The sequence below is a fragment of the Myxococcales bacterium genome, assembly GCA_016717005.1.
Classification (GTDB): Bacteria; Myxococcota_A; Polyangia; order Haliangiales; family Haliangiaceae; genus UBA2376.
On the sequence record JADJUF010000001.1, the window covers coordinates 582,855 to 604,754 of the forward strand.

General features: G+C 75.3%; 18 protein-coding genes and 1 other RNA gene. 9 read left to right on the forward strand and 10 right to left on the reverse strand.

The features are described 5' to 3' along the window. Positions 1–295: 295 nt before the first annotated feature. Entirely contained in the window at positions 296–700 is a 405-nt protein-coding gene (locus tag IPL61_02470; GenBank protein MBK9030199.1) for a hypothetical protein, read from the reverse strand. A gap of 23 nt (positions 701–723) precedes the next feature. Then, positions 724–2,277, reverse strand: coding sequence for a hypothetical protein (locus IPL61_02475; GenBank protein MBK9030200.1), 1,554 nt, complete (start codon positions 2,275–2,277; stop codon positions 724–726). Between the two features lie 48 nt (positions 2,278–2,325). On the opposite strand from IPL61_02475, the gene IPL61_02480 reads away from it, so the two are divergent. Genes IPL61_02480 through IPL61_02500 form a run of 5 tightly spaced genes read left to right on the forward strand, consistent with a single transcriptional unit; the run spans position 2,326 to position 6,476 of the window. Then, complete coding sequence (locus IPL61_02480) at positions 2,326–2,574, forward strand: hypothetical protein (protein ID MBK9030201.1); 249 nt, start codon at positions 2,326–2,328, stop codon at positions 2,572–2,574. Positions 2,575–2,604: 30 nt separating this feature from the next. Then, a complete protein-coding gene (locus IPL61_02485; protein ID MBK9030202.1) occupies positions 2,605–3,384 on the forward strand; it encodes an NRDE family protein in 780 nt (259 codons plus the stop codon). Further along, the gene (locus IPL61_02490; protein ID MBK9030203.1) at positions 3,381–3,935 is read left to right on the forward strand and encodes an NUDIX hydrolase; all 555 of its coding nucleotides are present in this window, start codon (positions 3,381–3,383) and stop codon (positions 3,933–3,935) included. The genes IPL61_02485 and IPL61_02490 overlap by 4 nt, the downstream gene beginning before the upstream one ends. 33 nt (positions 3,936–3,968) lie before the next feature. After that, the gene (locus IPL61_02495; protein ID MBK9030204.1) at positions 3,969–4,700 is read left to right on the forward strand and encodes a hypothetical protein; all 732 of its coding nucleotides are present in this window, start codon (positions 3,969–3,971) and stop codon (positions 4,698–4,700) included. Between the two features lie 18 nt (positions 4,701–4,718). After that, a complete protein-coding gene (locus IPL61_02500) occupies positions 4,719–6,476 on the forward strand; it encodes a hypothetical protein (protein MBK9030205.1) in 1,758 nt (585 codons plus the stop codon). Here the strand turns inward: IPL61_02500 and IPL61_02505 are convergent. From IPL61_02505 to IPL61_02525, 5 genes are all read right to left on the reverse strand, one after another. Further along, positions 6,463–8,202 carry a HAMP domain-containing protein gene (locus IPL61_02505; protein ID MBK9030206.1) on the reverse strand — a complete coding sequence of 580 codons (1,740 nt, stop codon included), beginning with the start codon at positions 8,200–8,202 and terminating at the stop codon, positions 6,463–6,465. The genes IPL61_02500 and IPL61_02505 overlap by 14 nt on opposite strands. 6 nt (positions 8,203–8,208) lie before the next feature. Next, positions 8,209–9,702, reverse strand: coding sequence for a hypothetical protein (locus tag IPL61_02510; GenBank protein MBK9030207.1), 1,494 nt, complete (start codon positions 9,700–9,702; stop codon positions 8,209–8,211). Further along, positions 9,687–10,727 (reverse strand): VCBS repeat-containing protein, encoded by a 1,041-nt coding sequence (locus IPL61_02515; GenBank protein ID MBK9030208.1) that lies wholly within the window; start codon positions 10,725–10,727, stop codon positions 9,687–9,689. The genes IPL61_02510 and IPL61_02515 overlap by 16 nt, the downstream gene beginning before the upstream one ends. After that, entirely contained in the window at positions 10,724–13,153 is a 2,430-nt protein-coding gene (locus tag IPL61_02520) for a PBP1A family penicillin-binding protein (GenBank protein ID MBK9030209.1), read from the reverse strand. The genes IPL61_02515 and IPL61_02520 overlap by 4 nt, the downstream gene beginning before the upstream one ends. Positions 13,154–13,235: 82 nt before the next feature. Next, positions 13,236–14,057 (reverse strand): RNA methyltransferase, encoded by an 822-nt coding sequence (locus tag IPL61_02525; GenBank protein ID MBK9030210.1) that lies wholly within the window; start codon positions 14,055–14,057, stop codon positions 13,236–13,238. A 104-nt stretch (positions 14,058–14,161) separates the two neighbouring features. On the opposite strand from IPL61_02525, the gene IPL61_02530 reads away from it, so the two are divergent. Then, complete coding sequence (locus IPL61_02530; GenBank protein ID MBK9030211.1) at positions 14,162–14,491, forward strand: hypothetical protein; 330 nt, start codon at positions 14,162–14,164, stop codon at positions 14,489–14,491. A gap of 207 nt (positions 14,492–14,698) precedes the next feature. Here the strand turns inward: IPL61_02530 and rnpB are convergent. Continuing rightward, positions 14,699–15,068, reverse strand: an RNA gene (rnpB, locus tag IPL61_02535) — RNase P RNA component class A. A gap of 22 nt (positions 15,069–15,090) precedes the next feature. Then, complete coding sequence (locus IPL61_02540) at positions 15,091–16,647, reverse strand: hypothetical protein (GenBank protein ID MBK9030212.1); 1,557 nt, start codon at positions 16,645–16,647, stop codon at positions 15,091–15,093. A gap of 102 nt (positions 16,648–16,749) precedes the next feature. On the opposite strand from IPL61_02540, the gene IPL61_02545 reads away from it, so the two are divergent. The 3 genes from IPL61_02545 (at position 16,750) to IPL61_02555 (ending at position 19,733) form a co-directional block, all read left to right on the forward strand. After that, complete coding sequence (locus IPL61_02545; protein ID MBK9030213.1) at positions 16,750–17,322, forward strand: hypothetical protein; 573 nt, start codon at positions 16,750–16,752, stop codon at positions 17,320–17,322. Between the two features lie 2 nt (positions 17,323–17,324). Beyond that, entirely contained in the window at positions 17,325–19,169 is a 1,845-nt protein-coding gene (gene typA, locus IPL61_02550; GenBank protein ID MBK9030214.1) for a translational GTPase TypA, read from the forward strand. 285 nt (positions 19,170–19,454) lie between these two features. Beyond that, positions 19,455–19,733, forward strand: coding sequence for a hypothetical protein (locus IPL61_02555; protein MBK9030215.1), 279 nt, complete (start codon positions 19,455–19,457; stop codon positions 19,731–19,733). A gap of 6 nt (positions 19,734–19,739) precedes the next feature. Here IPL61_02555 and IPL61_02560 read toward each other — a convergent pair whose 3' ends face one another. Continuing rightward, the gene (locus IPL61_02560; protein MBK9030216.1) at positions 19,740–21,782 is read right to left on the reverse strand and encodes a 4-alpha-glucanotransferase; all 2,043 of its coding nucleotides are present in this window, start codon (positions 21,780–21,782) and stop codon (positions 19,740–19,742) included. Between the last annotated feature and the right edge of the window lie 118 nt (positions 21,783–21,900).

The window sequence follows — 21,900 nt, forward strand, 5'->3', positions numbered from 1 at the left end:
TGCGTCTCGGAGGGGAGGTCTCGGTGGTTCGCTGAAGCGCCCGTCGCGGATCTCGTCGGCGGATCGCTGAATCTGCAGCGCTCGAGGTCGCGCGTCTCGGAAGTTCTCGTCGGTCTCGGAGGCTGGCTGAATCGGCCGTTGCGGATCTCGTCGGCGGTCCGCTGAATCTGTTGCGCTCGAGGTCACGCGTCTCGGAGGGGAGGCTCGATCCCGGCTCTGCCGGGATCGAGGGGAGGGATGGCGACAGCCCTCCCCAACGGTACAGGCTGGCGACAGCCCTCCCCAAAAATACCGTTCAGTTCAGGTAGATCATCTTGCCCTTGACGTGGACCTCGCCGTTGGCGTCGACGCGGACGTCGGCCTCGCCGGCCAGGCGGATCTCGCCGCCGGACTCGATCATGGCCGACTGCTCGGCCTTGACGGTGAACTGCTTGGTCTCGATGTCGACCGACTCGGTCGCCTTGAGCTGGAGCCGCACGCTCTCCATCTGCAGGATCGGGCCTTGCTCGGTCATCTTGATGCGGAGCTCGAGCATGCCCGACGACGCGTGGATCTCGACCAGCTCCTCGGTCGCCTGGCCCGACACCGTCAGCGTGCGGCCGTCGCGCAGGTACAGCTGCCGGGTCTCGACGCCGTCGGTGGCCTCGGTCGCGACCTCGGCGTGGGCCAGCTCTTGAGTTTCCTTGGGATCGGTGGCCATGCGTGCTCCAACGCTACCACATCCTACGTAGGCCGAGGCCGGGACCTTCCCGGCACCGGCGGCCGCGGCGGCAGCGTTGGACCGAACCGCGCGAGGGGGCACGCGCGCCCCCACAGGATCACGGCGGCGTCGGTCCGGCGCGCGGGGTCGCCCCAGCCCGCGGCCAGCGCGGCCTCGACCGCGGCCGCGCTCGTCGGCGTCTGCCCGGTCACGCCCAGCCAGGCTCGGGCCTCGCCGACGATGGCGTGCCCGATCTCGCCGAGGTACGCGCCGAGGTCATCGGTGGCGACGCGGTGGGCCGCGATCGCCGTGACCACCGCCCGTGCCAGCGGCGCGGCCACCACCTCGACCCCGACGCCGGCGATCGCGCCCGCCAGCGCCCAGGCCGGCGCGACCGATCCGCGGGCGGCGGGATCCCAGCCGGCGATGCAGGTCGCGAGCACCGGAGCCAGCGCCACCTCGGCGAAGGCCCGCGTCCACCCGGCCTCGACCGTCGCGCACGCCCCGTGGTGCATCGACACCAGGTCGGCATCGGTGCCGGTCCGGATTCCGGACAGATCCGCCAGCAGGGCCCGCGCGCCGGCCGCGCGGATCGGATCGGGCCACGCCGCGCACCGCGCCAGCACCGCCTCGGCCTCGGCCGCCACCGGCGCCGCCGCCAGGGCGGCGAGCCGCGCGCGCTCGGTCCACACCGCCAGCACGCCCTGCGGCGTCGCCGCGCCGACCGCGTCGGCGATCATCTGGCGCGCGACGCCGCGCAGCGCCGCCAGCGCCGGCGCGTCGCCCGGCAACGCGGCCAGCCCCTGGTACGGCACGACCACGTCGGCGACGGTCGGCTCGCCGCCAGCGATCGGCCCGCCGCCCGCGCTGGGCAGCGCCCCCAGGTAGCGCGCGATCGCCGCCTCGATCCGCGCCAGCGTCGCCGTCACCGGCGCGACCTCGACCGGCGCCGCGACCGTGGTCGGCAGCGCCGCCGCGAGCCGGGCGGTCAGCGCCGCGCGCCCGGCGTCGGGCCACGGCGTCACGGCGATGTAGCGTGGCTGCGCGAGGACCCGATCGAGGTCGCCGTCGACCGCCGCGGGCTCGAGCGCGACCCAGGCCGGCCCGTGGGCCGCGATCGCGGCGGCGGCCTCGGCCTGAGCGCCGCCCCGGCGATCCCACGCCGCCTGGACCACCGCCGCCACCAGGCCGCCGTACGCCGCACGCGCGGTGGCCGCGTGCCCCTGCCAGACGCTCGCGGTCGCCGAGCCGGCCCCGAGGACCGCGGTCCAGTCGGCGTGGCCCCGGGCGGCGAGCGCCGCGTCGAGCTCGATCGCCATCGCGGTCGCGGTCCACGGATCGTCGTGCGCCGCCGCGACCCGGGCGTGGGCGACCAGGCGATCGAGCCACGCCGCGCGCGCCAGCTCGAACAGCTCGCCCGAGGCGCGGCGGTAGCTCGGCGCGTCCGCGGCCGACGACGCCAGGGCGCGCTCGCGCGCGAGGGCCGCGAGCTGGCAGCGGTGGGTGACGGGCTCGGGCGCCGCCGCCGCCGCGAGCGCGGCCAGGTACCGGCGCTGGTCGACGAGCGGGCGATCCACGCCGGCATCCTACCCGTTCGCGCCCGGCGGCTGCGGTACACTGGCGCCATGGACATCAACCAAGCCGCCGAGGCGGTCGAGCGGTTCGTGGCCACCTTCGCCGACGCGGCCAAGCGCGCGCCGCGCGAGGTGCGGGTGCGGCCGTCCGGCGACGACGCCGACCACATCAAGGTCTGGGTCGATCTCGGGCCCGGCCTCGACGACGCCGCCTGCGACGCCTGGGCCGCCGCGTGCAAGACCGCCGCGGCCGCGACCGCGGGCGAGTGGAAGCTCGAGATCCGCGCCGAATCGCTGTAGCCACGGCCCGCGCCCGCGCATCTCACCCCCGTGTGCACGATCGCGATCCTCAACGGCGTGCTCGCCGACGCGCCCGTGGCGATCGCCGCCAACCGCGATGAGCTCTACGATCGTCCGGCCCGCGCCCCGGTCGAGCTCGGCCCCGGCGTCATCGGCGGCCAGGATCTGGTGCTCGGCGGCTCGTGGCTGGCGTTCACCGCCGACGGTCGGTTCGCCGCGGTCACGAACCAGCGCGAGCCGCTGGCCGCGCGGGCCCCGCGCTCGCGCGGCGCCTGGGTGCTCGAGGTGCTCGCCGCCGGCGACCGCGCGGCCATGGCGGCGTACGTCGACGCGCTCGATCCGCGCGCCTACGCCAGCGGCAACCTGGTGTTCGGCGACGCCAGCGGCGTCGAGGTCGCGTACCTGCGCCGCGACGGTGGCCACGCGCGGCACGCCCTGCCCCGCGGGATCACGGTGCTCGCCAACGATCGCCTCGACGCCCCGGGGCAGCCGAAACAAGCTCGGCTGCGGGCGCTCCTGGCCGGCGCCACCGACTGGGCCGGACTGCGGGCGCTGGCGCCAACGGCGCTGGCCGATCACGCGATCCCGTCGGCGCTCCCGCCGCTCGCGCCGGGGCTGCCGGTGCCGATCGAGGCCTGGGCCGCGCTGCAGGCGGTGTGCGTCCACAGCCCACGCTACGGCACGCGCAGCGCCACGATCGCCGCGCTGGCGCCGGGCCGGGTCGTCGGCGTGGCCTGGGCCGACGGCCCGCCGTGCACGGCCGCGTTCGCCGACGCGTCGGCGGGCCTTCGCGCTACCGTGGGGCCATGACCGACGACGAGCTGCGCTGGCGTGAGATCGAGCGCGCGCACGCCAACGACTACCGGATCTTCTCGAGCCAGCGGATCCGCGCCCGCCACCCGACCACCGGGGCCGAGCGCCAGTTCGTCGGCCTGCACGCCGCCGACTGGGTCAACGTCATCGCGCGCACCGCCGACGACGAGGTCGTGCTGATCCGCCAGTACCGCCACGGCACCGGGGCGATCCACGTCGAGATCCCGGGCGGCATGGTCGATCCGGGCGAGGATCCGCTGACCGCAGCCCAGCGCGAGCTGCGGGAGGAGACCGGCTTCGAGGCGACGCGCTGGCGCCGGCTCGGGGTGGTGTCGCCCAACCCGGCGATCATGGACAACCACCTCCACATGTACGTGGCCGACGACGCGCGCCTGGTCGCCGCCCCCGAGTTCGACGAGGGCGAGCTGGTCGTGACCTTCACGACACCGCTCGCCGACGCCTTCGCGATGATCCGATCCGGCGAGATCGACCACGCGCTGGTGGTCGCGGCGTTCGCGCACCTGGTACTCGAGGCCCCCGCCCCTTGAAGTGGTGCCGACGCGGCGGCTACGATCCCCGCGATGCACCCGCGCCCTCCGCTGTCCGCGGCCGCCCTCCTGATCGCCTCGGTGATCGCGGCGCCCGCCGCGGGCGCCGGCACCGTGGCTGGCAAGGTCGAGCTGCCGGCCGACCTGGGCGAGGCCCCGGTGCTGGGCCGCGCGTACCTGCCGCGCCTCGCCAACCCGCTGGCACCGGCGCGGCCCCTCGATCCGCTGCCGGCGATGGTGGTCGTGCTCGAGCCCGCCGGCGGCGCGCCCGCGGCCAAGCCGACCACGGTCACGTGGGACCTGCGCGGCGACTCGTTCGCGCGACCGGTGGTCGCGGCGCGGCTGGGCGACGCGATCGAGATCCGCAACCAGGGCCGCGGCGCGCCGGTGCTGGTGGCCCGCGGGGCGCCCCAGCTCCTGCCGAAGAAGCCGCTCAACCCGACCGACCGGGTCGCGTTCACGCCGACCGCCGCCGGCCTGGTCGACATCGTCGACGAGGCCACCCCGCACCTCCGCGGTCGCGCGATCGTGCTCGAGCGCGGCCTGTACGCGTACCCCGACGCGGCCGGCAAGTTCGAGCTGGCCGACGTCCCGGCCGGCGACTGGACGGTGCGCGTCTACTACGCGCCGCGCAACCTGGCCCGCGGCACCGCCGCGCCCACCCCCGCCGGCTGGATCGAGCGCGCGGACGACACGATCACCGTCGGCAGCAAGCGCACCGACGTCACCGTCAAGCTGCCGCCGGCCCTGCCGGTCAAGCCGTAGGCACGGCGAGGAGCCCCGATGTTCTGGTCGAAGATCTGGCTGTTCCTCCTGGCCGCCGCCGCGGCGGTCGCGATCACGGTCGCGCTGTTGCTGCCGCGCCCCGCCCAGCGCGCCCGCGTCGACGACGACCGTCAGCGGCTGGTGGTCGCGTGCGACGTCGTCAACATCCAGCTCAAGAGCGCGGCCCGGACCCAGGTCGACGTCGCCGGCGCGTTCGCGCGCCAGGGCGACGTGGTCGGCGCGCTCGAGCGCGCGTCCGGGGCCGAGGCGCTCGACGAGGCCCAGTCCAAGGCCGCGCGCGAGCTGGTGGCCCAGACCATCGCCGGCGTGGCCGGCACCCGCCCCGACTTCGCGATCCTGATCGACCGCCGCGGCCGCGTGCTGGCCCGGGCCGGCTCGGCCGGCGTCGACGAGAGCGAGTTCGGCGACACGATGGCCGGGCGGTTCCTGGTCGACGACGCGCTGGCCGGGTACCTGCGCGACGACCTGTGGCAGATCGGCAAGCGCCTGTACCGCGTCGCCGCGTCGCCGGTGATCAAGCGCGACCCGCCGCTGGCGTACGTCGGCGCGGTCGTCGTCGGCAACGCCGTGTCCAAGCAGTTCGCCGACGAGCTGATGCGGCCGCTGGGCGCCACCGTCGGCTTCTACGTCAAGGGCGAGCTGGCGATCTCGTCGTCGGCGACCGTGCTCGATCGCGAGGTCTTCGCCGAGTACGCCAAGCTGGCCGCGAGCCCGGCCGACCTCGACACCGACTGCAAGTCGGGTCAGCCGTTCATGGCGACCTCGGGCAAGCAGCGCCTGACCGCGCTGGTCGCGCGGCTGCCGGGCGAGGCCCGGTTCGACGACGGCTTCTTCGCGGTCTACCTCGAGCAGGCGCCGCCGGCCGGGCTCGGCCGCACGCTCGATCAGGTGCGCAAGGACGACCTGTCGTTCGCGAACTTCCCGTGGGTCCTGGTCGGGCTCGGCTTCCTGATCGCGCTCGCGGGCGGCCTGGCGCTGACGGTGCTCGAGCACGATCGGCCGGTACGGCGCCTGGCCGCCGACGCCGTCGAGCTGGCCAAGGGCAAGGGCGAGCGCCTGCCGGAGGACCGCCACGGCGGCCGGCTCGGCTCGGTCGCGCGCTCGGTCAACATCCACATCGACAAGCTGGCGCGCGAGGCCCGGGCCGCCCGCCGTGATCTCGACCAGCTGCTCGGCCCCGCCGACGGCAGCTTCGGCTCGCTCGACGCGATCGACGTGCCGGCGCCGCCGCGGCCGGCGCCGCCGCCGGCCGAGTTCCGGTTCCAGCCCGGCCCTGCGACGTCCGCGCCCGAGCTCGATCTGGCGCCGGCGCCGCGCGCGCCGCAGCCGCGCTCGAAGACCCCGGCGCCGATCGCGCCGCCGGTGCCGCGCGCGAAGACCCCGGCGCCGGTCGCGCCGCCGGTGCCGCGCTCGAAGACCCCGGCGCCGATCGCGCCGCCGCCGACGCCCACGGTCGATCAGCCGGCGCGCGGCCTCGACGACGACATCCTGGCCAGCGCGGCGGGCCGGCGGCCGCCGGCGGCCGAGCCCGCCGACGAGGACGCCTACTTCCGGTCGGTGTTCGACGACTTCGTCGCGCTCAAGACCACGTGCGGCGAGCCCACCGCCGGCCTCACGTTCGGCAAGTTCGTCGACAAGCTGCGCAAGAACCAGGACGACCTGATGAGCAAGCCTGGCACCGTCGGCGTGCGGTTCTCGGTCTACGTCAAGGACGGCAAGGCCGCGCTCAAGGCGACGCCGGTCAAGGACGCTTGACCAGCGACGCCAGGAGCGGCTGACCGACCTCGAGCGGCAGCTCGATCGTGAACCGGGCGCCGCCGCCGGGCACCTCGGCGATCACGATCCGGCCGCCGTGATCGCTGACGATCCGGTGCACGATCGCCAGGCCCAGGCCGGTGCCGCCCCGGCCGTGCTTGGTCGTGAAGTACGGCGCGAACACCTTGTCGCGCAGCTCGGCGGCCAGGCCCGGGCCGTTGTCCTCGACGATCAGCTCGATCCGATCGCCGGCGTCGCCGCGCCGGGTCGTGACGACGATCGCGCCGTCGGCCTTGCCGGCGATCGCGTCGCGGGCGTTCTCGACCAGGTTGAGCACGACCTGCGTGAGCTGCCCGCGGTCGGCCGCCACCGCCGGCAGACCGGCCGCGAGCTGGTGGGTGACCGGGGTCGCGCCCTGGTAGAGCGCCAGCGCCGCGCCCACCGCCTCCGACAGGTCGAGCGGGTGCAGGTCGGCCTTGGGCATGCGCGCGAAGTCCGAGAACTCCGAGACGATCCGGCGCAGCCGATCGGACTCCTCGAGCACGGTCGCGGTCGACTCCTCGAGGATCTCGCCGAACGACGGGTGCTGCTTGCGCCAGGTCTTGCGCAGGTTGTCCATCGCCATCTGGATCGGCGTCAGCGGGTTCTTGATCTCGTGGGCCAGGCGGCGCGCGATCTCCTGCCAGGCCGCGATCCGCTCGGCGATGACCAGGCGCTCCTCGGCGGTGCGCAGGTCCTCGAGCATCAGGTTGAACGCGCCCGCGACCTCGCCGATCTCGTCGGCCGAGGTCACCGGCACGCGGTGCTCGAGCTCGCCCTTGGCGGCGGCGTGGGCGCCCTCGACCAGGCCGTCGAGGCCGCGCGTGATGCGCCGGGCCACGACCGCGCCCAGGAGCATCGTCAGGCCCAGCGCCAGCACCGCCAGCACCGCCGCGACCAGGGTCACCTGGCGCTGCAGCCGCGCCAGATCGCGATCGCGCACCATCACCTCGATCCAGGCCGCGACCTCGGCGCCGTCGCCGGCCAGGGCGATCCGCACCCGGGTCCCGCCGCGCTGATCCCAGCCCGGCTCGGCCGGCGCCACCAGCTCGCGGCCGCCGCCGTCGACGATCCGCGTGTCGATCTGCCCAGCCCGGCGCACGCTCGCGGTGAGGCGCGCGTCGACGGCGCGGCCGACCACGACCACGACCGTGTGGGCGCCGTCCCGGGCCACGCGCGCGGTCTCGGCCACGAGCACCGCCGTGAGCGCGCTCGCGCCCATGATCTTCTCTTGCCGGAACACGACCTTGCCCGACGCCGCCAGCGCCCGCGCCTCGGGCGCGCGATCGCCGACGATGCCGCGGTTGTGGGGCGCCGCCAGGACCTTGTCGTCGGCGTCGACGATCGTCAGCACGTCGATCCCGCGGCCGGCCATGCCGGGCCCGCTCTGCTCCCGCAGCCGCCGGCGCGCGTCGACCTTGAGCTCGCCGCCGTCCTTGACCAGGTCCTGGAACAGCCCGCCGATCAGCGGATCCTCACGCCGCGCCAGCGCCGCCGCGGTGTCGATCAGCTGGGTCTCGAGCCGCTCGACCTCGCCGCGCGCGGCCCGCTCGGCCGCGCCGCGGGTGCGCTGGTACTCGTCGCGGTAGCTGCGGGCGACGACCTCGCGCGTGACCATCGCCGCGACCGCGATCGGCACCAGCGCGGCCAGGCCGAACCACAGCATGAAGCGGTTGCGCAGGCGCATCGTCGGCTACCGATCCCAGCGGAACAGATCGGCCACGCCCAGGCGCGCGCCGGTGTCGAACCAGGCGCCGCGCAGATCGCGGCGGATCTGCAGCCGCACGCCGCGATCGACCAGCGGCACGATCGGCAGGCGCTTGGCGAACGCGGCCCGGACCCGGGCCAGGTCGAGGGTGCCGCCGCCGGCCAGCTTGTCGGCGACCGCGCGCTCGCCGCCGGCGGCGTACGCGGCCGCGTACATCAGCGCCGGGGTCGTCACGGTGGTCGCGAGCTGGCCGACGTACAGGTCACAGGTGCCGGCGTCGACCCGACGCGCCAGCTCGGGCGCGGTGACCGCGGCGATCGTGCTGGCGACGCCGAGCTTGTCGAGCGCGATCACCACCCGCTCGGCGATCTCGCGATCGTCGGGGCGCGAGCTGTCGAGGAGGATCTCGAGCGAGACCCGACCGATCGCGTCGGGCGCCAGCGCCGGCACCGCGGCCGCGGCCGCCGCCAGCGCGGCCCGGGCGTCGCCCATGCGGGCGTCGCGCTGCGCGTCGGGCAGCTCGGGCCCGCCCAGATCGAGCGGCACCGGATCGCGGGTCGGCACGGTCCGCTCGCCGGCGCCGAGCCCGTCGAACCCGCCGCGGGCGAGCGCCAGGTCGATCGCGATGCGGAAGTCGCGGTTGCCGGTGATCGCGGCGTGAGCGGCGCCGAACCCGAGGTAGACCAGGATCGTGGCCGGCCCGTCGAGCTGGACGGTCGGGTGCTTGGGCGTGCCGCTCGCGAACACGGTCGCGCCGCGCAGCGACCAGTCGGCGCCGCCGGTCTCGTAGAGCCGGGCCTCGCCGTCGGCGCTGGTGAACCAGCGCAGCGTCACGCGATCGAGGTAGGCGCGCCCGGCGTGGTGCTCGGCGTAGGCCTCGAGCTCGATCCGGTCGCGCTTGATCGCGGCCACGCGGAACGGGCCCGAGCCGATCGGCGCGCCGGCGCGCGGCGCGGCCCCGCGCGGCGTGATCGCGGTGGCCGGCGCCGCCAGCAGCATCGGCAGATCCTTGCGGGTCGTGCCGAGCACGAGCGCGTCGCCGTCGACCGCGATGTCGTCGACGCCGGCCAGGAGCCAGCCGGCGCCGGCGCTGGCCTTGACCCGCGCCAGCGACGCCGCCACGTCGGCGGCGCTGACCGCGGCGCCGTTGTGGAAGTGGACCCCGCTGCGCAGCGCGATCCGGCTCTTGCCGCCGACGACCTCGGGCAGCGCCGCGGCCAGCCCGGCCGCGATCCGCCCGTCGGGGCCGACCCGGTAGAGCGTGTCGAACACCAGCGCGATCACGGTGGTGTCGGCCACCGACCGGGCCGCGATCGGATCGAACCCGGCCGGCTCGCCCAGCACGCTGCCGCTGGCGGCGCCGCCGTAGCGCGGGCGCGACTCGCCGTGGGCCGGCAGCGCCAGCGCCAGCGCCAGCGCCGCGACCAGCGCGACCGGCGCGACCCGGCCGCCCGAGGACGGGCTCAGTCGAGCAGCCACAGGTCCACCTTGCGGGCGCCGGCCAGGCGCACCGCCGCGAACGCCTCGCGATCGCCGTCGCCGTCGACGTCGCCGACCGCGAGGCCGACCACGCCGCCCAGGAACGCGCGCCGGAACCGCGGCTTCTTGGCGAAGCCCGCGGCGGTCAGCGTGTGCACGGCCACGGCGTCGGCGTCGCCCGGCGCGCCCGCGCCCGCGACCAGCACCTCGACCGCGCCGTCGCGATCGACGTCCGCGACCTCGACCGCGGTGCCGACGCCGTCGAGCGTGGCCCGGGTCTGAGCCGCGCACGGCCCGCCGCCGCGCGGGCAGCGGGTGTCGACGGTGACGGTCATCGCGCCGCCGACCGCGACCATCGCCTCGACCGCGATCGAGCGCCCGAGCCGGTCGACCTCGCCCAGCCGACAGCGCGCGGTCCAGACGTCGACGCCGTCGACGGTCGCGTAGTTGCGCCCGGCCGCAAGCTCGACCACGCGATCGGCGCACAGCGGATACCCGAGCACCGGCGCCAGCTCGACCAGCGCCCCGCCGCGCCAGCCGTAGCGCGCGGCCCGGGCGGCGCTCGACGAGCGGGCCCACAGCTCGACGCCGTCGGGGCCGGCCGCCACCGCCAGCGCGCCGATCGGATCGCGCGGCCGCAGCGCCGGCGGGTCGGCCGGCACCGCGATCCGGGCGCGCTCGCGCAGGCCCTTGCGGTGCGCCGCCAGCACGACGACGTGGCGCTCGGTCAGGACGATCAGCTCGTCGATCCGATCGCCGTCGAGATCCGCCGCCGCCAGCGCCAGCACCGGCGCGCCGAGATCGAGCGACGCGACCCGGCGGGCCTTCCACGTGACCGGCCGCGGCGTCGGCGGCACCAGCACCGGCACCCGGGCCGCGCTCGCGTCCTCGAGCGCGACCACCGCCTGCCGCCACAGCGCGCCGATCGGTCCACCGCCGGCCGGCGCGGGCGGCGGCGCGAACGGCGTCGCCCCGGCGAGCCGCGTCGAGGCGACCAGCGCGGCCACGACCAGCGCCCGCCTCACGGCGGCGCGGCCTCGGGGCTGGCCTCGTCGCCGTACTCGTCGATGACGAACGTCTGCGCGTCGATCTCGCCCGGCAGCGGCGCGACCTCGGTCGGCGCGGTGCCGTCGACGAACACCTCGGTCATGTGGGTCTTGGCCGGCGCGCCGGGCGCGGCGAGCAGCCCGGTCACCAGATCGATGTCGGCGGTGACGACGCCGGGCGGGCGCGGGAACGGCGTGTTCTTGGGGCCCATCGCCTTGAGCGTGTCGATGAACGCCGGCAGCGCGGTGACGCCGCCGGCCTCGCCCCGGCCGAGCGGGCTGTTGTCGTCGTTGCCGACCCACACGCCGATGACGACGTCGGCGGTCATGCCGACGAACCAGGTGTCCCGGGCGTCGTTCGACGTGCCGGTCTTGCCGGCGATCGTGAGGCCCAGGCTCTTGGCCTTGGTCGCGGTGCCCTGCTCGACGACCGCGCGCATCATGTCGGTGATCACGTAGGCCACCGCCGGCGACAGCACCTCGCGGGTGGCCTCGACCTGCGCCGCGCCGCCCGGCAGCTCGGTCACGAACCGCGCCGGCGCGTACTGGCCACCGGCCGCGAACGTCGCGTAGGCGTTGGTCAGCTCGAGCGGCGTGACCTCGCCCGAGCCCAGCGCCAGCGACAGCGTCCGCGGCAGCTTGCCGGTGATGCCGAGCTGCGCCGCCAGGTCGGCCGCGGCGTCGGGCCCGATCTCGTGCAGCACCTTGATCGCGACGGTGTTGATCGACTTCGCGAGCGCGTAGCGCAGCCGCACCGGGCCCTCGAACGAGCCCTTGTGGTGGTTCTCGGGCTTCCACAGGTCGTAGACCTCGGGCGAGTCGTTGACGATCGACGCCGGCGTGAACTGCTTGCTCGCCAGCGCCGCGGCGTAGACCACCGGCTTGAAGCTCGACCCGGGCTGGCGCCGCGCCGCCAGCGCGCGGTTGAGGCCCCCGGCGACCTTGCGGTAGCCGCCGACCATCGCGAGCACCTCGCGGGTCCGGGGATCGATCACGACGACCGCGCCCTCGGCGCCGGGCGCGAACACGACCACGTGGGCGCCGTGCTTGGCCTTGGGCGGCAGGTTGCCGAGCGTCGCCGCGAACGGCGTGACCTTGACGACGTCGCCGACGGCGAACCGCTCGGCCGGCTTCTTGCGCGCGCCGCCGGCGCCGACCGGGTTGAAGCGGTCGTCGTCGGGGCCGCCGAGGACCAGCGCCGCGCGCCAGCCGCCGAGGTCGACCTCGAGCTCGCCGTCGCCGTCGTGGACCGCGGTCACGACCGCCTCGTAGGGCTCGCCCTTGGCCGGGCCGCCCTTGGGCAGCTTCTTGCCGAGCCGCGCGACCTCGTCGACGACCTTGTCCGCCTTGACCTTGCGCACCGGCCGCCCGATCTTGTGGCGCGCGTCGACCGCGCGCAGCGCGCTCTGCAGCGCCGCCCGGGCCGCGTCCTGGAGCTCGGGCCGCAGCGTCGTCTGGACCACGCCGCCGACCTTGTCGTAGCCGCCCTTGCCGTGGAGCCGATCCATCTCCGCGCGCGCGACCTCGACCCACTCGGGCGAGTCGCCCAGGTGCGGGAACGGCTCGCGCACGACCTGGATCGGCGCGTCGATCCACTTGCCGGCCTCGGCCGCGGTGATCTTGCCGTGGCGCGCCAGCTCGTTGAGCACGTAGGTCTGGCGGGCCTTGGCCCGCTGGGGGTTGACCAGCGGCGAGATGTTGTTGGGCGACTGCGGCAACCCGGCCAGCAGCGCGGCCTCGCCGACGTTGATCGCGGCGACGTCCTTGCCGAAGTAGAACCGCGCCGCCTCCTGCACGCCGTAGCGGCCGTGCCCGAAGAAGATCTGGTTCATGTACAGGGTCAGGATGTCCTGCTTGGACAGCGACTTGTCGAGGCGGCGCGCCAGGATGATCTCCTGGATCTTGCGCTTGAACGTGCGCTCGGGCGTGAGCAGGAACGTCTTGACCACCTGCTGGGTGATCGTCGACGCGCCCTGCTTGGTCTTGCCGGAGCGCAGGTTGGTGAAGAACGCGCGGACCATGCCGCGGTAGTCGATGCCGTCGTGGGTCCAGAAGCTGGCGTCCTCGGCCGCGACGAACGCGTCGACCAGGATCGGCGGGACCTCGTCGAACCGCACCACCGTCCGGCGCTCGTCGTTGTACAGCTCGCCGATGCGATCGCCGTGGACGTCGGCCACGACCGTCACCTGGCGCGGGTGGTAGTCCCCCATCCGGGTGATCGACGGCAGGTTCTTCGAGTACATCCAGAACACGCCGGCGATCACCATCGCGCCCAGCGCGGTCAGGACCAGGCCGACCAGGGCCAGCCAGCCGAGGACCCGCAGGGCCTTGCGGCCGCGGGTGCGCGACGCCGGGGACGGACCCGGGCGGCGGCGAGGCTTGGCGAGCGGTGGGCTTGGTTGCATGGGTGAGGCGGGCAGCTGCAAACCCGGGACCCGGCCCGGGAGCGTGTGTCAGGAGACCCGGGACCCGGCCCGGGAGCGTGTGTCAGGTGTTATCGCGCGAATGCGGCTGTGTGGCCACACCCGGCCGTGTCTCGCCTGCCACGATCCGCTCGACCATGCCGACCGCGCCGCGGACCTTGAGGGCGAACCAGCGGGCCCGCAGGGCGTGGATCTGGTCGCCCGGCAGGTCGCCGGTGGCGCCCAGGACCGCGCGCCGGCGCCCGGCCAGCTGCGCCAGGGCCAGGGCCGCCGACACCGACAGGTTGTAGCTCTGGGTGAACCCGTGCATCGGCAGGGCGATCGTCCCGTCGCACGCGGCCACCGTCGCCGCCGGCAGCCCGGCGTGCTCGTTGCCGAAGACCACCGCGATCGGCCGGCCGACGTCGACGGTGTCGATCGTGTGGTCGGCGCCGGGCGTCGTCGCGTAGACCGCGAAGCCGCGGCCGTGGAGCGCGTCGACGCACGCGCGCGCGCTCGGCCAGCGCTCGATCGCCATCCAGCGGTGGCAGCCGCGGGTGATGCCCTTGGCGGCCTGGAACCGCAGCCCGGTCTCGATCACGTGCAGGCCGTGGAGCCCGAGGGCCTCGGACGTGCGGATCACCGCGGCGCCGTTGAACGGATCGTAGACGTCCTCGACCACGCCGACGACGCTGGCCAGGCGCGCCGCCAGCACAAGGTCGATGCGGGCCGCGCGCTCGGCCGACACCATCGGCGCGAGCGCGTCGATCACCGTCGCCGGACCGAGCCGCGCGATCATGCGATCGATCGCGTCGGGCCCCGGCGCCAGCACGGCCGCCGCGTCGTCGTCGACCCGGGGCACGTGCCGCGGACCGGGCTTGGGCTGCGGTGGCCGGAGCTTGCGCATCGCGGCTGCGGGGTGTGCCACATCCGCGGGCGGGCGTCCATCCGCGACGCCTCGCCACGCCGACGCCCATTGCTGGCCGCGTCGCGCCGCGGTACACGGTCGCGATGGCCCGCCTCGCAGCGATCGTACTCGTCCTCGGTCTGGGCGCGGCCAGCGCCAGCGCCCAGCCCGATCCCGGCGGGTTCGGCTCGTTGCCGCTGCAGCACGAGGAGATGCGCCACCCCGAGGTGCTGACCGGCCGCCCGTCGGGGTTCTGGACCTCGACCCGGCCCGCGGTCGGCGGCGCGTACCGCTGGCGGATCATGGCCGCGGGCGTGACGGTCCTGGCGATCAGCGGCTTCTTCCTCGCCCGGGCCCTGCGCCGCGCCAACGTCCACTCGATCCGCGACGGCGGCCCCGAGGACGGCTGGCGCCCGTCGAAGGCGCGGCGCTGACCGCGCGGCGACCAGCTTCGGCGGCGTGCGCGTGCGCGGTCGGCTGATCCCCACCGGCGAGCGGGCGGCCTTGCCGTCGAACACCCAGATCAGCCCGCGCTGAGCGCAGGCGGCCGCGGCGTCAGCGCGAGCCGCCGAGACCCTCGGCTGGACCGCCGCACGTCGGCTGGCCTGGATCGGCCGGGCGCGCGCGAAAAAAGTGCCCTCCGCCAGAGGGGCTCGTAAGCCGAGTTCTGTTCCGGCTCGCGCCGGCAGCGATCATTCTTCTAGGCCCACCGTTGCCGGTGGGCTCGAGCGACCAACCCGGAGTCATCGTGCGGGCCACGCGACCCCTGTCTGGTCTTGCTTCGGGTGGGGTTTGCCGTGCCTCGTCGGTCACCCGACGAGCGGTGCGCTCTTACCGCACCGTTTCACCCTTACCCGGCCTCGCGACCGGGCGGTCTGTTTTCTGTGGCACTTTCCTGCGAGTCACCTCGACTGGCCGTTAGCCAGCACCCTGCCCTGTGAAGCTCGGACTTTCCTCCCGCGCCCGCGCTCCTCACGGAGCTCGTGCGCCGGCGATCACTTGATCCTCTCTGGCGGAGAGCCCCCGAGCAGTATCAGGGCGCCGGGACCGGCGCAAGCGCGGGCGCGCCGGCGTCGGGGCCAGCGGCGTCCCCGTCGTCGTGCGGGGGCTGACCGGCGCCGGCGTCGACTGGGTCGTCGGCGAAGTCGACGTCGTCGTCCTCGGCCGCGACCACGACCGCGTCGGCGAACGGCGTCGGCGCCGCGTCGCAGCGGCGGCGGGGCCCGGGCGCGGTGGTGGTCACGCCGGCGCCGCCCGCGATCGTGGCGACGACCTTGCCGCTCGCGACGGCGACCACCTTGACCGCTGCCCCGTCGACGAACGCCACCCGGTCGGCGTCGACCCAGATCGGCGCGGTGACCTGGCCGGCCGCGAGCGCGCGCACGCGACCGGTGGCGACCTCGGCGACCACCAGGCGCCGGGCGTCGGCGTCGTCGCACGGCGGCTCGAGCGCGGTCACGAACACCAGCCGGGCGCGATCCGGCGACAGCGCCGCCGACTCGCCGTCGATGAGCCCGCCGCCGGGCTCGGTCACGACCTTGCCCGAGCGCTCGATCCGGACCGCGCTGGCGGTGCCGCCGTCATCCCAGTCGGCGGTGATCCCGGCGATCGGCAGGCGCCGGCGCACCACCGCGCTCGCGCCGATCTCGAGGCGGTCGCCGCGGATCCGCGCCGGCTTCGCGATCGGCGCGCGCCGCGCGTGGCGCCAGTCGATCGCGAACCCGCTGACCTTGCCGCGCTGGCCGGGCACCTGGACCTCGAGCGCCGGCCCGCTGGCCGAGGCGCGCCACGCCAGCACCAGCCCGCGGCCGTCGGCGATCGCCACCTCGCGGCTGGCGCGCCCGGTGGTCAGATCGACCACGCCGACCTTCAGCTCGCGCGGGCCGTCGCGGCGCCCGGCGCGGGTCGCGGTGACGTAGGCGACCAGCGGCGCGCCCGGCGCCGGCAGCGCGCCGATGACCGCGCCGCCGCTGCGGGTCAGGCGGATCCAGCGCGGCCCGGCGGGATCGACCGCGTACAGCTCCCGGCCGACCGCCGCGCCCCGCCCGGCCCGGGCCCCGACCACGATGACCGCGTCCGCGACCGTCGCCGCCAGGGCCGCGCGATAGCCCTCGGCCGCCGCCACCCAGCCGCGCCCGGCGGGGGTCCCGCGAAAGTCCGCGAGCGCGGCGAGCTCGAGCGACCGCTCGCCCCACTTGCTCCAATCACCCGCCGCCGCGATCTCGAGCGGCGCCAGCACCTCGCCTGGACGCCCCAGCCGGGCCCGCGCGATCGCCACCAGCCAGGCCGCCTCGAGGTGCCCGGGGTCGGCCGCGAGCGCCGCCGCCGCCTCGCGCTCGACCCCCGCGAGATCGCCCCCGCGCTCGGCCGCGAGCGACCGCGCGAACGCCGCGGCCCCGGGCCCGGCCCGCCAGCCGTACTCGTCGAGCGTGGCCTTGCCGAGGGGCCGCAGCGCCACGGCCACGACCGCGGGCGCGGCGTCGACCGCGACGCCGCCGTCGGACCGACGGCCACCGCCGCCGCGGCCGCCACAGCCGAGGGCCGTCGCCAGCGCGAACCACGCGAGAGCCCGGCGCGCGCGCGCGCGCACATGGCGGCCGAAAACAGTCATTGCCGACTCGGGGGCGTACCACGACGGGTCGGCGCGTGCGAGATCCCCGTGGGCCGCCCAAACGTGTTATGTGCCCGCGCCATGCCCACCACCCTGCGCGCGCTCGCCCTCGTCGGGCCGAGCTTGGCGGCGTGCCAGACCGTCGCCCCTGGGCGCGAGGTCGAGGTGGTGCTACGCGGCGAGCGTGACGGCGTGGTCCTGACCCGCACCGCCACCGGCTGCCGCGCCGACGACGTGGCCGTCGAGGTGACCGCGACCGGCGCCGCCGGCGGCGCCTGGCGCCTGGCGGTGACCGAGGCCGGCGCCGAGCTGACCCACGACGGGGCGCTGGCCGCCCGGATCGTCGACGAGGCCGGCCCGCCCCTGCGCCGCTCCTACCTGGATCCGATGGGCGTGCCCCTGGCCCGGGTCACGATCTCCGACGACGCCGCCGTCGTGGTCGGCCCCGATCGCGCGCCCCTGGGCCGGTTCGAGCCGGCCGAGCGCGAGCTGCGCTGGCTCGACGCCACCGGCCGCGCCACCGCGCGCGTCACCGGCACCACCGATCTCACCCTCGCCGCCGCGCTGGCGGCCCCGCCCGTCTTGCCCATCGGGGGCCGCGCCATCGTGGCGTGCGCTCGCCTGGCCGCCACGACCCCCTCGCCTGCGAAGTAGCCATGACCGCTCAGATGAACATCCGCAACGTCGCCATCATCGCCCACGTCGACCACGGCAAGACCACGCTGGTCGACGGGCTGCTCCGATGCGCCGGCACGTTCCGCACCGGCGAGGTCGTCGCCGAGCGCGCCATGGACTCCAACGACATCGAGCGGGAGCGCGGCATCACGATCCTCTCGAAGTGCACCTCGGTCACCTGGAAGGGGACGCGGATCAACCTCGTCGACACCCCCGGCCACGCCGACTTCGGCGGCGAGGTCGAGCGCGTGCTCGGCATGGTCGACGCGGTGCTGCTGGTGGTCGACGCCTACGAGGGCCCGATGCCGCAGACGCGGTTCGTGACCCAGAAGGCGTTCGAGATGGGCCTGTCGACCCTGGTCGTGATCAACAAGATCGATCGCGCCGGCGTCGAGCCCGAGAAGGTCATGGACCCGGTCTTCGACCTGTTCGTGTCGCTGGGCGCGACCGAGCACCAGCTCGACTTCCCGGTGATCTACGCGTCGGGCCGCGAGGGCTTCGCCATCCGCGACATCAACGACGAGCGCAAGGACCTGGCGCCCTTGCTCGACATGATCATCGAGAAGGTGCCGCCGCCCGAGGGCGACCCCGACGGGCCGCTGTGCATGCAGGTGGCCACGCTCGACTACGACGACTTCCTCGGCTACATGGCGATCGGCCGGATGCGCGCCGGCTCGGCCAAGGTCGGCGACCGCGTGTTGCTGGCCCACCGCGACGGCTCCAAGGAGGAGTTCCGGATCCAGAAGGTGCTGGGCTTCCAGGGCCTCAAGCGGTTCGAGCTGGCGGTGGCCTCGGCCGGCGACGTGTGCGCGGTCACCGGCATGAGCGAGCTCAACGTCGGCGAGACGATCACGTCGATCCAGAGCCCGACGGTCCTGCCGCTGCTCAAGATCGACGCGCCGACGATCTCGATGAACTTCCGGGTCAACGACGGCCCGTTCGCCGGCAAGGAGGGCAAGTTCGTCACCAGCCGCAACATCCGCGAGCGCCTGCACCGCGAGACCAAGAGCAACGTCGCGCTCCGGGTCGAGGACACCAAGGAGGCCAGCGTCTTCAAGGTGTCGGGCCGCGGCGAGCTGCACCTGTCGGTGCTGATCGAGACGATGCGCCGCGAGGGCTACGAGCTGTGCGTGTCGCAGCCCCAGGTCATCTCGAAGGTCGGCCCCAAGGGCGAGCTGCTCGAGCCGTACGAGCACGCGGTGATCGATCTCGACGAGCGCTACACCGGCCCGGTGATCGAGGAGCTCGGCCGCCGGCTGGGCCAGATGAAGGAGATGCGCCCGAGCGGCACCGGCCGGATCCGGCTCGAGTACCGGATCCCGTCGCGCGGCCTGATCGGCTACCGCTCGCAGTTCATGACCGACACCCGCGGCACCGGCGTGCTCTACACCCAGCTCGACGACTACGACGTCTGGGCCGGCGGCCTGCGCAGCCGGGTCAACGGCGTGCTGATCGCCAACGAGATCGGCGAGACCAACGCCTACGCGCTGTACACGCTCCAGGATCGTGGCCAGCTGTTCGTCGGCACCCAGGTCTCGGTCTACGGCGGCATGATCGTCGGCATCCACGCCCGCGACAACGACCTCGTGGTCAACCCCAACAAGGCCAAGAAGCTCACCAACATCCGGTCGGCCGGCGCCGACGAGAAGTTGATCCTGGCGCCGCCGCGGCAGGTCACGCTCGAGAGCGCGCTCGAGTTCATCAACGACGACGAGCTGGTCGAGGTCACGCCCAGCAACATCCGCCTGCGCAAGTCGATCCTCGATCACAACTTCCGCAAGCGGGCCGAGAAGACCGCCGAGGCCGGCGAGCCCGACGACGACTGATCGCTTGATCTGTGACGGCGGGATGGGTGGGGGATACGAAGGCCGGCTCCCGGCTCCGGCTCCCGCTCCGGCTCCGACTCCGGGCTCCCGGTTCCGACTCCGGATCCGGCTCCGGCTCCCGACTCCGGCTCCGGTTCCGGCTCCGGTTCCGGGGGCGATCGCCGCGGCGGTTGCTGCCCGCGGGCGACAGCCGCGCGTCGGGCCTCGCGCGCGATTCCGGACGGTTATCGACTGGCATGGGGGTCGCAACAGCGACGGGTCTCCCCTTCACCCAGGATCGTCCCCATGCCCCCCTCCGCACGTCACGCATCCCGCGCCACTGGCGCCCTGACCTCCCCGTTCGTCGGCATCGACCGCGCCGACCTCGCCGCCGTCACCGGCGGCCTGTCGTCGACGATCCGCACCCGCCGCCAGGCGCCCGAGGTGCCGTCGCCGCAGCCCAGCGGCGTCGAGCAGAAGCTCGCCGGCCTGATGGGCGCGCTCCAGGGCGCCGGTCAGCGACCGCGGCCGGCGCCGACGGCCAATCCGATGGCCGGCCTCGGCCTGCCGTTCCCGACCGCCTGAGTCGCCTCAGCGCTGCCGCGGAGCCGCGTCGGGCCCGGGCCGCGCCGCGGCCACGGCGTCGAGCGCCGCGTTGACCGCGGGATCGGCCAGCACGTCCTCGAGCGCCCGCGCCCACGGCCGCCGCCAGTTGGGGCGCTCGGTGCTGGTGCCCGGCACGTTCTGGTTGGCGCGCTCGAGCCAGAGATCCTCGACGGTGACCAGCACCAGGTGCGCGGGGCTGGCCGCCAGCGCCCGCGTGCACGCGGTCATCGCGGCCGCGGCGCCGACGTCGGACGGGTCGTCGACGCCGCCGAGCAGCGCCGCCCGGGTGGCCGCGCGCTCGGCCAGCCCCCGGGCCCGGGCCGCGTCGTCGATCAGCCCGAGGTCGCGCTGATCGTCGAGATCGCCGCCGCGCCACCAGCCGGCGAAGGTCGGCGTGTCGTGAGTGTTGAGCGAGGCGACCTGGTCGTCCGCGGGCGTGGCCATGGCCTGGCCGACCTTCCCCGGCATCGCGAACTGGCCGACGTAAAGCCGGGCGATCCCGTGGCGGCGCAGCGCCGGGCGCACCTCGGGCGGCACGATGCCCAGGTCCTCGCCGGCGAGCGCGCACTGGTGGCGGTGCGACTCGAGCGTGAAGATCGCGTAGAGCTCGTCGGCGCGGTAGCGCAGGTAGGCGCCGTCGGTGGCGGCGAACCCGCGCGGCACGCAGTACAGCCGGTACAGGCCCATGACGTGATCGATGCGCAGCATCGACGCGTGGCGCATGTGGGTCGCCACGCACGCGCGCAGGTAGCCGTAGCCAGCGGCGCGATCGTGGGCGGGGTGCAGCGGCGGCAGCCCCCAGTCCTGGCCGCCCAGGAACAGCGCGTCGGGCGGCGCGCCCGCGGCGAGCTCCTGCACGAACCGATCGCGGTGGCGCCAGACCTCGTAGGCGTCGCCGTTCACGCCGACCGGCAGGTCGAGGTACAGACCGCCGCCGCCCGCCACCTTCTTGATCTGGAGCAGCTGGTGGCTCATGTGACGCTGGGCCCAGACGTGGAACCGCACGCCGTCCAGCAGATCGGGCGCGACGTCGGTCAGCGCGGTCGGCGCCGCGAGCGCTTGCAGCTCGGGCGCCCAGCGCGACCACGGCGCCCGGGCCCGCTCGCCGAGCGCCCGGAACAGCGCGTAGTCGAGCAGCGCGCCGTGGGCCGCGCCCTCGAGCTCCACCCGCTGGACCGGATCGGCCCACGCGGCCGCCGCCACCGTCGCCAGCTGCGCACGCTTGGCGGCGTACTGCGCGCGGTAATCGACCAGCGCGCCGGGCGTGGCCGCGGGCAAGGCCGCGCCGACGTCGGCGTAGAGCTCGTTCCAGTACAGCCGGCTGGCCGGGGAGTACGGGCTCTCCTGGCACGGCTCGTCGAGGAACGCCGCCAGCAACGGCAAGGTCGCGACGTAGTGCCCGCCGCGCGCGGCGACCGCGGCCACGAGCTGGCGCAGCACCGCGAGGTCCCCGGTCTGCCCCGAGGTCGCGGTCCGGACCGCGTGCAGCGGCGCGAAGACCCCCCAGCGCGGCGGCACCGTGCCCGGCGCGCCCCACGCCGCCATCGGCGCGGCGATCACCAGGGCCTCGCCCGAGGCCTGGCCGATCTGCCAGCGCAACCGGTGGTAGCCGCACGCGCCGTCCGGGATCGCGAGGCGCAGCTCGCGGACGCAGTGGACGCGGCCGCCCATCACCGCCGGCCACGCGTGGTCGCGCGCCGGCGCCGCGAACAGGTGCCCGTCGGCCGACGCGTCGGCGCCGCCCTCGGTGGTCAGCTCGAGGCGCCACGCCGCATCGACCTCGGCCGGCACCCGCGCCGGCACCACCACGGCCACGCCGTCCCACGCCACCAGCACCGGCGGCACCACCTCGCCCCACCGCGCCCGCTCGACCGCGCGCCGGGTCTCGTCCGGATTCCGGACGTCGTGCCCCAGCGCGGCGAGCACCGCCGCCAGCGCCTCGGGGCTCGCCGACACCGGCGCCCCGCGCCAACCGACGTAGGCCGTGTCGACCCCCACCGCCGCGGCCAGCGCCGCCAGCGGGGTCACGCGCGCTCCGATCGGACAACCTCAGACGACGACGAGCAGGACATCTCGCGCCAGCTTATCAAATCCGACGGCAGCCCCCGCGACGCGCCCCACGGAACCGGAGCCAGCGCCGGCGCCA